Source organism: Pseudomonas sp. 9_2_1 (assembly GCF_059295275.1).
The window spans coordinates 5,800,081-5,812,039 of sequence record NZ_CM181239.1 but is presented as its reverse complement, the minus strand read 5'-3'; the positions used below and the strand labels follow the sequence as shown (position 1 = coordinate 5,812,039).

Sequence of the window (11,959 nt, the reverse complement as noted above, 5' to 3'; positions counted from 1 at the left end):
CTTGTAGCTTGCAGCTGCTGTAAAGAGGTTTTGAAAAATGGCTGAACGTCTGAACAACGACTTCCAGTTCATCGAAGTGGGCCGCAAGGACCCGAAGAAAAAGCTGCTGCGCCAGCGCAAGAAGGAGTTCGTGGAAATCTACGAACCCTTCAAACCGGCGCAATCCGTGGAGCAGGCGCACCGCTGCCTGGGCTGCGGTAACCCTTACTGCGAGTGGAAGTGCCCGGTGCACAACTTCATCCCCAACTGGTTGAAGCTGGTTTCCGAAGGCAACATCCTGGCCGCGGCTGAGCTGTCGCACCAGACCAACACCCTGCCGGAAGTGTGCGGCCGGGTATGCCCGCAGGACCGGTTGTGCGAGGGTGCCTGCACCCTGAACGACGGCTTCGGCGCGGTGACCATCGGCTCGGTGGAGAAGTACATCACCGACACCGCCTTCGCCATGGGCTGGCGCCCGGACATGTCCAAGGTCAAGCCCACCGGCAAGCGCGTCGCCATCATCGGCGCAGGCCCGGCTGGGCTGGGTTGCGCCGACGTGCTGGTGCGTGCCGGAGTGACCCCGGTGGTGTTCGACAAGAATCCGGAAATCGGTGGCCTGCTGACTTTCGGCATCCCCGAGTTCAAGCTGGAAAAGACCGTGCTCAGCAACCGCCGCGAGGTGTTCACCGGCATGGGCATCGAGTTCCGCCTGAACGTCGAGGTGGGAAAGGACGTCAGCATGGAGCAACTGCTGGCCGAATACGACGCGGTGTTCATGGGCATGGGTACTTACACCTACATGAAGGGCGGCTTCCCTGGCGAGGACCTGCCAGGCGTGCATGACGCGCTGGACTTCCTGATCGCCAACGTCAACCGCAACCTGGGCTTCGAGAAGTCGCCGGAAGACTTCGTCGACATGCAGGGCAAGAAGGTCGTGGTACTGGGCGGTGGCGACACTGCGATGGACTGCAACCGCACTTCGATTCGCCAGGGCGCGCAAGCGGTAACCTGTGCCTATCGCCGTGACGAGGCCAACATGCCAGGCTCGCGCAAAGAGGTGAAGAACGCCAAGGAAGAGGGCGTGAAGTTCCTTTACAACCGCCAGCCCATCGCCATTGTCGGCGAGGACAAGGTTGAAGGCGTGAAAGTGGTCGAGACCCGTCTGGGTGAGCCGGATGCCCGTGGCCGCCGCAGCCCCGAGCCGATCCCGGGTTCCGAGGAAATCCTGCCGGCCGATGCCGTGGTGATCGCCTTCGGCTTCCGCCCGAGCCCGGCACCGTGGTTCGAGCAGCATGGTATCCAGATGGACAGCCAGGGCCGAGTGGTGGCGCCGGAGCAGGGCAAGTTCAAGCACCAGACCAGCAACCCGAAAGTGTTTGCCGGTGGCGACATGGTGCGCGGTTCGGACCTGGTTGTGACGGCGATCTTCGAAGGGCGTACCGCTGCCGAAGGGATCCTGGACTACCTCGAAGTCTGATGCTGCCTGCACTGGCCTCATCGCCGGCAAGCCAGCTCCCACAAGAGCTGCGGCTACCCTGTGGGAGCTGGCTTGCCGGCGATAGGGCCATCGGTATCGTGCATCATTAAGTTTTTGTATACAAAATCTATTGATCCACGACATACCTATAAAGAAAAGGCACGGCAAACAGCCGTGCCTTTTCTTTGTGCGTCTGAGAAAATGCCCGCACTATTTTTCCGGATGCCGACATGACTGCCCTGAAGAACGATCGTTTCCTGCGTGCACTGCTCAAGCAACCCGTAGACGTCACCCCCGTGTGGATGATGCGCCAGGCCGGCCGCTACCTGCCGGAGTACCGCGCCAGCCGCGCCAAGGCCGGCGACTTCATGAGCCTGTGCATGAACCCGCAATTCGCCTGCGAGGTGACCATGCAGCCGCTGGACCGCTACCCGCTGGACGCGGCGATCCTGTTCTCGGACATCCTCACCATCCCTGACGCCATGGGCCTGGGCCTGTACTTCGAAACCGGCGAAGGCCCGCGTTTCAGGAAGGTCATCAGCACCCCGGCCGATATCGAAGCGCTGCAGGTCCCCGACCCGCAGAAAGACCTTGGCTACGTCATGGACGCGGTCAGCACCATCCGCCGCGAGCTCAATGGCCGCGTGCCGCTGATCGGTTTCTCCGGCAGCCCGTGGACCCTGGCCACCTACATGGTCGAAGGCGGCTCGTCGAAGGACTTCCGCAAGACCAAGGCGATGGCGTACGACAACCCTCAGGCCCTGCACCTGTTGCTGGACAAGCTGGCCCAGTCGGTTACCAGCTACCTCAACGGCCAGATCCTGGCCGGCGCCCAGGCCGTGCAGATCTTCGACACCTGGGGCGGCAACCTGTCGGCGGCGGCCTATCAGGAATTCTCGCTGGCCTACATGCGCAAGATCGTCAGCGGCCTGATCCGCGAGCATGAAGGGCGCAAGGTGCCGGTAATTCTGTTCACCAAGAATGGCGGCCTGTGGCTGGAAAGCATCGCCGACGCCGGTGCCGACGCGCTGGGCCTGGACTGGACCTGCGAAATCGGCGACGCCCGCCGCCGTGTGGGTGACAAAGTGGCACTGCAAGGCAACATGGACCCGACCGTGCTGTACGCCAAACCCGAGGCCATTCGCCAGGAAGTGGCGCGCATCCTGGCCAGCTATGGCCACGGCACCGGCCACGTGTTCAACCTGGGCCACGGCATCACCCCGGAAGTCGACCCGGAGCATGCCGGCGTGTTCATCAACGCCGTGCACGAGCTGTCGGCGCAGTACCATCAATGAACTGATGGCTGAACACCGAAGCCCGGCCCTGTGCCGGGCTTTTTATTGCATTAAGTTTCAATTCAGCGATCGTCGTTAATCTGGGGCCATCGAAACCGAAACAGGACCCGATCCTCATGAAAGCTCGCTACCTTGCCTTGATCCTCGCCCCTCTGTTCAGCACTGCAGCATTGGCTGCGGGTTACACCGGCCCAGGTGCACAGTCGGTGACCACCGTTGCTGCCGCCAACGACGCCGCAGATGACACGCCGGTGGTGCTGCAGGGTTATGTGACCAAGAAGATCAACAACGATGACAAGTACGAGTTCAAGGACAACACCGGCGTCATCACCGTCGAAATCGACGATGAAGACCTTCCGGCTACTCCGTTCAACGACAAGACCAAGGTCAAGCTGACCGGTGAGGTGGAGAAGCACCTGATGAGCCGGGAAGTGGATGTGGATATCGTCGAGATCATCAACTGATCCGATGGCCCTATCGCCGGCAAGCCAGCTCCCACAACTACTTCACAGGCCATGAGCCTTGGGGCACCTGTGGGAGCTGGCATGCCGGCGATGGGCTGCAAGGCAGCCCCATTCTCAGGCTGTTTTGGGCGGTAACTTGCTCAGGTGCAGCGCCACCAGCAACGCCACCGCCAGCAAGCTGCCAATGAACAACCCGATCCCGTTCCACCCCCACTGGTGCCAGAACACCCCGCCCGCCGTACCCGCCACACTCGACCCTGCGTAATAGCTGAACAGGTACAGCGACGAAGCCTGCCCCTTGGCCTTCAACGCTCGCCGCCCAATCCAGCTGCTGGCCACCGAATGCGCGCCAAAGAAGCCGAAGGTAAATACCAGCATGCCCACGATCACCATCGCCAGCGGGCTGGCCAGGGTCATCAGCAGGCCTGCGGCCATCACGACGATACTGGCCCAGAACACCTTGCGTCGGCCCAGTCTGTCAGCCAGCGCGCCGACTTGCGCCGAGCTGTAGATGCCCGACAAGTACACTATCGACAGCAAACCGACCAGCGCCTGGTTCATGTGGTAGGGCTCCGCCAGCAGGCGGTAGCCGATGTAGTTGAACAGAGTGACGAATGCGCCCATCAGCAGGAAGGCCTCAAGGAACAGCCAAGGCAGCCCGGCATCCTTGAAATGCACGACAAAACCGTCCAGCAGGCTGCGCGGGTGCAGTGCCTGTGGGCGGAAGTTGCGGGACTCTGGCAGCACCTTCCAGAACACCAGCGCCGCCATCAGGGCCAGGCCGCCGATGGTCAGCATCGCCGTGTGCCAGCTGACGAAGTCGATCAGCACGCCGGTGATAAGCCGCCCGCTCATGCCGCCGATGGCGTTGCCGCCGATGTACAGGCCCATGGCCAGGCCGATGTGCTGCGGGTGGATTTCTTCGCTCAGGTAAGTCATCGCCACTGCCGCCAGGCCGCTCAGCGACAGGCCCACCAGCGCGCGGGTGGCCAGCACCAGCTCCCAGCTTGGCATCACCGCGCTGGCCAAGGTGGAGAGGGCGGCGCAGACCAGGGCAAACACCATTACCGGCTTGCGCCCGATGCGGTCGGAGATGGGCCCGGTGATCAACAATCCGAACGCCAGCATGCCCGTGGACACCGACAGCACAAGGCTGCTCTGCGCCGCATTGATGGCAAATTCCCGAGAGAGCAGCGGCATCATCGGCTGTACGCAGTACAGCAGGGCGAAGGTGGCGAAGCCGCCGCTGAACAGCGCCAGCACGGTTTTCATGAAGGCGGGGGTGCCTTTTTCGATCCACATTTCGTTCAGGGGAGTGGGCTCTGGCTCGGCGGGAAGGGGGGCTACAGCAGTTTTCACGGGCGGGTACCTCTGGCGCAATGAAAAAAGCATATAGCTGGCTAATGATTAGATCCAATATATTGTTCGACCTATTTAAGACGTTTTTCGACCTGTTCGGAGCCGATCATGGAACTGCGCCATTTGCGTTACTTCATCGCTGTGGCTGAAGAGCTGCACTTCGGACGCGCCGCCCAGCAGCTGGGTATCTCACAGCCACCCCTCAGCCAGCAGATCCAGGCACTGGAGCAGGAACTGGGCGCACGGCTTTTCGAGCGTACCAATCGTCGGGTCGAGTTGAGCGAGGCCGGGCGGCTGTTTCTGGAGGAGGCTCGGCAAGTGCTGGCGCAGGTCGAGAAAGCGGCGGATGTAGCCCGTCGTGCGCAGTTGGGCGAGCTAGGCGAGATGAAGATAGGTTTTACTTCCTCGGCACCGTTCACCTCGAAGATTCCCAAGGCCATTCATGCCTTTCGCCAGCGCTTCCCCGCTGTGCACCTGAACCTCAAGGAGATGAGCAGCCGCGACGTTGCCGCAGGGGTGTTCGACGAGTCCATCGAGGTGGGGCTGATGCGGCCGATGCCGCTGCCGGCAGGCTTGCTGGCCACGGAGCTGTTCCGTGAGCCGCTGGTGGCGGTGATCAACGCTTCGCACCCGCTTGCCGAAGGCACTGAACATGGCCTGCACATGGCGGCGCTGGCCGATGAGCCGTTCGTGTTCTTCCCTCGCAGTTATGGCAGCGGCCTGCATGCGCAGTTGCTGAGCCTGGCGCGGCAGGCCGGCTTCAGCCCGCATTTTGCCCAGGAAGCTGGAGAGGCCATGACCATCATCGGCCTGGTGTCGGCGGGGCTTGGGGTTTCGGTGCTGCCGGCGTCGTTCCAGCGCATGCGCATTGAAGGCGTGGTGTACCGCACCTTGCTAGATGAAGGGGCGATGTCTGCGGTGTGGCTGGTGCAGCGTGAGCACGCAGGCTCGGCGATGGCCAAGGCATTTGCCGAGCTGCTTACCGGGCAGGCGGTCGGCCAGGGCTGACGCAGGCCAAATGGCACTGGCCATTGCCGCGGCCTCGCCACATACTCGGGCATTCGTCGAAACACGGAGGTCAATCATGCGGCGCGTGGTGTTCAATCAGAAAGGTGGCGTGGGCAAGTCGAGCATCGCCTGCAACCTGGCGGCGGTCAGTGCCAATGAAGGCTACCGGACACTGTTGATCGACCTGGATGCCCAGGCCAACTCGACCCAGTACCTGACCGGCCTCACCGGCGAGGATATCCCCATGGGGATTGCCGACTTCTTCAAGCAGAGCCTGTCCAGCGGGCCGTTCAGCAAGAAGAACAAGGTCGACATCTACGAAACCCCGTTCGACAACCTGCACGTGGTCACCGCCACGGCAGAGCTGGCCGACCTGCAGCCCAAGCTTGAGGCAAAACACAAGATCAACAAGCTGCGCAAGCTGCTCGACGAGCTGGACGAGGACTACGAGCGCATCTACATCGATACCCCGCCGGCGCTGAATTTCTACGCAGTTTCTGCGTTGATCGCAGCTGATCGTGTGCTGATCCCTTTCGACTGCGACAGTTTCTCGCGGCAGGCCCTTTACGGGTTGCTGGCCGAGATCGAAGACCTCAAGGAGGACCACAACGAAGCACTGGTGGTCGAAGGCATCGTGGTCAACCAGTTCCAGTCCCGCGCCAGCCTGCCCCAGCAGATGCTCGACGAGCTGCTGGCCGAGGGCATGCCGGTACTACCGGTGTACCTCAGCAGTTCGGTGAAAATGCGCGAATCGCATCATGCCAGCCTGCCGCTGATTCACCTCGAGCCGCGGCACAAGCTGACCCAGCAGTTTGTCGAGTTGCATTCGCTGCTCGAAGAGAACGCCTAGACCCCTTGGCTGCGCAACCACGCCAGCAACGACTGGAGTGGAAACGCTCCGGCCTGGCGGCTCACTTCGCGACCGTTCTTGAACAGCAGCAGGCTGGGGATCGAGCGTATGCCCAGTTGCCCCGCCAGGTTGCGGTTTGCTTCGCTGTCGAGCTTAGCCAGGCGGCAGCGCCCCGCCAGCTGCCGCGCAGCTTGTTCGAAGGTGGGGGCGAAGGATTTGCAGGGGCCGCACCAGTCGGCCCAGACGTCGACCAGCAGCGGCAGGTCGCCTTTGATCTGGCTGGCGTAGCTGGCCTCGGTCAGCTCGAAGGGCTGGGCCAGCAGCACATCCTGCTTGCAGCGGCCGCATTTGGGGGCGTCGCTCAAACGTTCGGCGGGCAGGCGGTTCAGGCCGTTGCAGTGCGGGCAGGGGATTACCAGAGGGTCGGACATATCAATTCCTTGTGGTGTTTGTTCGGGCCCTGTCGCCGGCAAGCCGGCTCCCACAGGGCTACCGCTTGCCTCAGGTGCGGCACTGTACCTGTGGGAGCTGGCTTGCCGGCGATAGGGCCGGTACAGCAGTCATCAATCAAGAAGAGCAGCTGATTTCCAGGTGCTTGCCCCACTCCGGCGGTCGCTCGGCGTACGCCTGCATCCCCGGCTGCTCTTCAAACGGTTTGCTCAACACCTGATGCAGCCGCCGCACTTCGCTGTAATCCCCCGCCTCAGCCGCTTCGATGGCTTTCTGCGCCAGGTAGTTGCGCAGCACGTACAGCGGGTTGACTGCGTGCATCCGTTCACGCCGCCCCTCGGCATTGCCCGCTTCGCGCTCGCAGCGGGCCAGGTAGTCGGCGCCCCAGGCATCGAAAGCTGCCAGGTCGATGAAGTCGTCACGCACCACCTTCAGCGCTTCGGCCGCCGGTTGTTCGCCCAGCTTGCGGAAGAACAGGCTGTAGTCCACGCCCCCACGCTGCATGCACTGCAGCAAGCGTTCGACCAGCGCCATGTCGTCGTCCTCGGCCGTGGTCAGGCCAAGGCGCCGGCGCATCAGGTCCAGGTAATGAGCCTGGTACAGCGGCAAGAACAACCCCAGCGCTTCCTTCAGTGGCTCCACCTCGATCACCGTGGTCAGCGCCTGGGCCAGCGCGCTGAGGTTCCAGTGGGCAATCGGCACCTGGTTGGCATAGCTGTAGCGGCCACGGTCGTCGGAGTGGTTGCAGATGAAATTGGCGTCGAAGTCGTCGAGGAAAGCGTAAGGGCCGAAATCGAAGGTAATGCCGAGGATCGACATGTTGTCCGTATTCATCACCCCGTGGCAGAACCCATAGGCCTGCCAGCGGGCGATCAGCTCGGCGTTGCGCTCGACGATGGTGCGGAACATGGCCAGGTATGGCTGCTCGGCACCGCGGCATTCGGGGTAGTGATGCTCCAGCACGTGATCGATCAGCAGCCGTTGCTGTTCAGGCTGCTTGGTGTAATAGAAGTATTCGAAGTGGCCAAAGCGCACATGGCTCTGCGCCAGGCGCGTGAGCATGGCGGCACTTTCGCGGGCTTCGCGCCACACCGCCGTGCTGGAGCCGATCACGCACAGTGCCCGGCTGGTGGCGATACCAAGGGCGTGCAGGGCTTCGGAACCGAGGAATTCGCGAATGGATGAGCGCAGCACGGCGCGGCCGTCGCCCATGCGCGAATACGGCGTCTGCCCGGCGCCCTTGAGGTGCAGGTCCCAGTGTTGGCCCTGGTCGTTCAGCACTTCGGCCAGCAGCAGGCCACGGCCATCGCCCAGGCGCGGGTTGTAGGAGCCGAACTGATGGCCGGAATACACCATTGCGCGTGGGTCGGCCTGTTCCCACAGCTTGTGGCCGCTGAACAGCTCGGCGAACACCGGCAGTTCGGCCTGCGCGGGGTCGAGGTCAAGCAGGGCCATGGCCGACTCGCTCGCAACCACCAGGCGCGGGTCCGCGATGGGTTCGGGCAGGACCTGGGTGGAGAACGCGTCGCCCAGGCGGGCGAAGCGGTTGTCGAAGGTGAGTTGGTCGAGGGCTTTCACGGGCTGCTCCTGGAGATCGATGCCTAGGGGGCCGCTTTGCGGCCCATCGCCGGCAAGCCAGCTCCCACAGAGAATACACAGGGGGTCGGTGTGGGAGCTGGCTTGCCGGCGATCGAGAGCGAAGCCCTCGCAGGCATTTTGGGCGTTCATGCCCTATGGAGTCCACTCACACAGGTTGAGTGCCATCCGGTTTCGGCTGTTCCATGGGAATCAGCTGCTGCTTGCCACCTTTCGGGTCCATCAGGAACACCTCCACCTGGCGCACCGAGATCTTGATGTCGTGCGCCTTGAACTCACGGCTGATATAGCGGTTGAGTTCGTCCAGGGTCGGGTTGCGGTCGCCCAGGTCACGCACATGCATGCGCAGCTCATGGTCCAGCGAGCTCTCGCCGAAATTGAGGAAGTACACGATCGGCTCCGGGTCCTTGAGCACCCGTGGGTTCTCATGCGCGCCCTTGAGCAGCAGGTCGCGCACCAGGTCGAGGTCGGAGCCGTAGTCGATGCCCAGCTTCAGCGTCACCCGGGTGACCGTGTCGGTCAGCGACCAGTTGATCAGCTGGCCGGTGATGAAGGTCTTGTTGGGGACGATGATGTCCTTGCGGTCGAAGTCGGTGATGGTGGTGGCGCGAATGCGGATCTTGCTCACCGTGCCGGACAGGTTGCCGATGGTGATGGTGTCGCCAATGCGCACCGGGCGCTCGAACAGGATCATGATGCCGGAGATGAAGTTGGCGAAGATTTCCTGCATGCCGAAGCCCAGGCCTACCGACAGTGCGGCCACCAGCCATTGCAGCTTGTCCCAGCTCACCCCGAGGGTCGACAGGGTGCTGACGATACCGATGCCGACGATGGTGTACGACAACAGCGTGGTGGTGGCGTAGGCGCTGCCCTGGGCAAGGTTCAGTCGCGACAGCACCAGTACCTCCAGCAGGCCCGGCAAGTTGCCGGCCAGGGCAAAGGTGATGCCGACGATGACCAGCGCGCCCAGCAGGTCGCCGAGGCTGATCGGCACCATGCTGGCGGCGGCGCCGGTACCGCTGGTGTATTCGTACAGGACGAAGTTGTTGAGGTAGGCGAACACCGAGATCAGGTCGGACCACACCCAGTACAGCCCGGCGATGAAGCCGCCGAGCAGGGCCAGGCGGATCAGGCGCAGCGACTGTTGGTTGACCTGCTCGATGTCCAGGGTCGGCTCTTCGGTGATGACTTCGCCGTCCAGCCCTTCCTTGGCAGCTGCGCGCTTGCTCAGGGCGCGCTGATAGGCCAGGCGCCGCGCCGCCACAGAGAGGCCGCGCACGAATGCGGCTTCGATCACCAGCCAGAACATCAGCAGGTACAGGGTGTAGATCAGGCGGTCGGTAAGCTTCAGCGCGGTGTAGTAGTAGCCGAAGCACACCGCCACGAACAGGGCGATGGGCAACGCGGTGAACGCCACCCCTACAGCCCTGCGGAACAGCGAGGCATCACGGTGCGCCGGGCTGCTGAGCAACAGCCGGCTCAGCAGCCAGGCCATCAGTGCATAGCAGGTCAGCACCACGCCGATGCCCAGTACGTCGTCGGCCAGCGCCGAAGGCTGGTGCTCGGCCACCGCCACCACACCGACCAGGGCCAGCACCACGGTGCCCAGGCGGCGCACCCAGCCGCGCAGGAACTCGACCTGCGGCTTGTGCCAGCGGAAGTGGATTTCGGCCACGCCGCCGGGGGCGAGGATGCGGTAGGCGGTATAGAACACCAGCCAGGCCTGGGCCAGCTGCCAGAGTGCGGCGCCCAGGTTGGCGTTCTGCCCGCGGGCGTCGATCTGCAGGGCGTAGCTGCACAGGGCCAGGCCCAGGCTGACCGGCATCGCCAGCAGGATGTTGATGAGGATGGCCTGAGGTGTATGCCACTGGCTGTCGCGGCGGAAGTGGCCGATATCCTGGTGCACCTTGCTCAGGCGCTGATACAGGTACTTGCGCCGCCACAGCAGGCCGCCGATAACCAGCAGCAACGGCAGGAACAGCAACGGTCGCTGGCTCAGGCCATCGGCCAGCTCCTTGATACCCGAGCCCCACGGCAGGTCGGCCACCTGCTTGGCGAAGCGCTCCGGCACGTATTTCAACCAGTCCCAGTCCAGCGGCTTGTTGCTGGGGATCCAGAACATCTGTTCATCGAGCGTGGTACGCAGGCCCTGCGCCGTACCCAGCAGCTGCTTCTGGTTAAGCTGCAGGGTGATCGATTCATTGAGCAGCGCCGACAGTTCGCGGTTCAACCGTTCGAGCAGGTCGCTGCGGGTGATGGCGACTTCCAGCAGCGCCTTGCGCAGTGCCGGGGTGACATCTTCCTGGGGCTGGTTGGCCAGGAGCTTGTCGACGTAGGTGACCGGGCTGCTCATCTGTTCGCGCTGCTGGTTGATCTCGAACTGGTACAGGCGGATATCGGCGATCTGGTCGGCCAGGTCGCGATCGACTTTCAGGTGCGGCAGGGTCTGCTTCTGCTTGTAGAGGATCTTGGACAGCAGCAGGCTGCCCTTGAGCACGTTGATCTGCTCGTCCAGCGCCTGGTCCGCCTGGGTCAGGCTGTCCAGCTGCTGTTTGGTATGCAGGTTCTGCTGGGTCAGTTCGTTGAGGCGGTCGGTGCTTTTGAGCAGGTAGTCGGAAAGCTTGAGGTTGGCCGCGCTTTCGCTGGCCAGCAGGCTGCTGCCACCGGCTTTCTGGGCCTCGATCGACTGCTGGGTAACCGCTTCCTGCGACTGGGCCAGGCGCTTGTCGTTGATCAGGGTCTGCAGGTCCTGAATCTCCTGCTCCAGGCGCGCGGCGCGCTCGATCAGCAGGTCGTGCCGGGCGTTGCCGAGGTCTTGCAGCAGGCTGTTGCCGGCCAGCTCCTGACGGCGCAGCAGGGTCAGTGCGTTGAGCGAGGCCAGTTCGGCATTGAGCTGGTTGCGCTGGTCGGCATTGATGGATTTGCCGCCGTCCTTGCCGGCTTTGAGGATGTTGTTGATCTGCTGGGTGCGGGTCTGGCTGCTGCTGATCTCGGCTTGCGCGCGCTCGGGGCGGGTTTGCGAGTTGATGATCAGGCTGTTGGCTTCGGACAGCGCTTTTTGCAGCTCACCCTGCAGGGTGTTGCGCTCGCTGAGCAGCTTCTCGAGCTGCGGCACGGTAAGGTTGGCGTAGCGCTGGGTAACGGGCTGCGGCTTGCTTTCCTTGAGCTTGGCGAGCTCTTTCTGGCTGTCGCTGGTTTCCTTGGGGGCACCTGCAAGTTGCTGCTTCAGTGCAGCCAGTTTTTTCTCGTTGTCCTCCTTGCTGGCCAGCAGGCTCAATGTTTGTTCGAGCACCTGCTGCAGCGCCTTCTGGTCGGCTTCGGGCAGCTTGCGATCGGCGATCTTGTCGAGGCTGTGCTGGATGCTGGCGGTGGTCGGGGCTTCAGCCGCAGTGGCGGCAAAGGAAAGAGACAGGCACAGCCCGAGCAGGGCTGTGCGGAGGTACACGCGCAGGGACATAGGCAGGCTACTTGTGGATCCGGC

Annotated in this window: 9 protein-coding genes; 5 read left to right on the top strand and 4 right to left on the bottom strand. The window is 63.0% G+C overall.

The genetic code is table 11. The annotated features are described in order from the left end of the window. Positions 1 to 37: 37 nt before the first annotated feature. The 3 genes from AC5O5I_RS26325 to AC5O5I_RS26315 all read left to right on the top strand — a co-directional run bounded on the left by AC5O5I_RS26325 (position 38) and on the right by AC5O5I_RS26315 (position 3,215). The gene (locus AC5O5I_RS26325; RefSeq protein WP_172219755.1) at positions 38 to 1,456 is read left to right on the top strand and encodes an FAD-dependent oxidoreductase; all 1,419 of its coding nucleotides are present in this window, start codon (positions 38 to 40) and stop codon (positions 1,454 to 1,456) included. Between the two features lie 230 nt (positions 1,457 to 1,686). After that, entirely contained in the window at positions 1,687 to 2,751 is a 1,065-nt protein-coding gene (hemE, locus tag AC5O5I_RS26320) for a uroporphyrinogen decarboxylase (protein WP_172219758.1), read from the top strand. 116 nt (positions 2,752 to 2,867) lie between these two features. After that, entirely contained in the window at positions 2,868 to 3,215 is a 348-nt protein-coding gene (locus AC5O5I_RS26315; protein WP_494511789.1) for a YgiW/YdeI family stress tolerance OB fold protein, read from the top strand. Between the two features lie 114 nt (positions 3,216 to 3,329). On the opposite strand, the gene AC5O5I_RS26310 is transcribed toward AC5O5I_RS26315, so the two are convergent. Then, complete coding sequence (locus AC5O5I_RS26310; RefSeq protein WP_256676349.1) at positions 3,330 to 4,517, bottom strand: MFS transporter; 1,188 nt, start codon at positions 4,515 to 4,517, stop codon at positions 3,330 to 3,332. A 165-nt stretch (positions 4,518 to 4,682) separates the two neighbouring features. Between AC5O5I_RS26310 and AC5O5I_RS26305 the strand changes: the two genes are divergently transcribed. Next, a complete protein-coding gene (locus AC5O5I_RS26305; protein WP_172219767.1) occupies positions 4,683 to 5,582 on the top strand; it encodes a LysR family transcriptional regulator in 900 nt (299 codons plus the stop codon). Positions 5,583 to 5,658: 76 nt separating this feature from the next. Further along, positions 5,659 to 6,432, top strand: coding sequence for a ParA family protein (locus AC5O5I_RS26300; protein WP_172286715.1), 774 nt, complete (start codon positions 5,659 to 5,661; stop codon positions 6,430 to 6,432). Here AC5O5I_RS26300 and trxC read toward each other — a convergent pair. The 3 genes from trxC to mscK all read right to left on the bottom strand — a co-directional run bounded on the left by trxC (position 6,429) and on the right by mscK (position 11,935). After that, positions 6,429 to 6,863, bottom strand: coding sequence for a thioredoxin TrxC (gene trxC, locus AC5O5I_RS26295; protein WP_172219773.1), 435 nt, complete (start codon positions 6,861 to 6,863; stop codon positions 6,429 to 6,431). The two genes, AC5O5I_RS26300 and trxC, sit on opposite strands and share 4 nt — an antisense overlap. Before the next feature lie 136 nt (positions 6,864 to 6,999). After that, positions 7,000 to 8,460, bottom strand: a complete 1,461-nt coding sequence (gene selO, locus AC5O5I_RS26290; RefSeq protein ID WP_172219776.1) for a protein adenylyltransferase SelO — start codon at positions 8,458 to 8,460, stop codon at positions 7,000 to 7,002. A 166-nt stretch (positions 8,461 to 8,626) separates the two neighbouring features. Beyond that, on the bottom strand, positions 8,627 to 11,935 hold the full coding sequence (mscK, locus tag AC5O5I_RS26285; RefSeq protein WP_494511788.1) for a mechanosensitive channel MscK: 3,309 nt from the start codon (positions 11,933 to 11,935) through the stop codon (positions 8,627 to 8,629). Positions 11,936 to 11,959 lie beyond the last annotated feature (24 nt).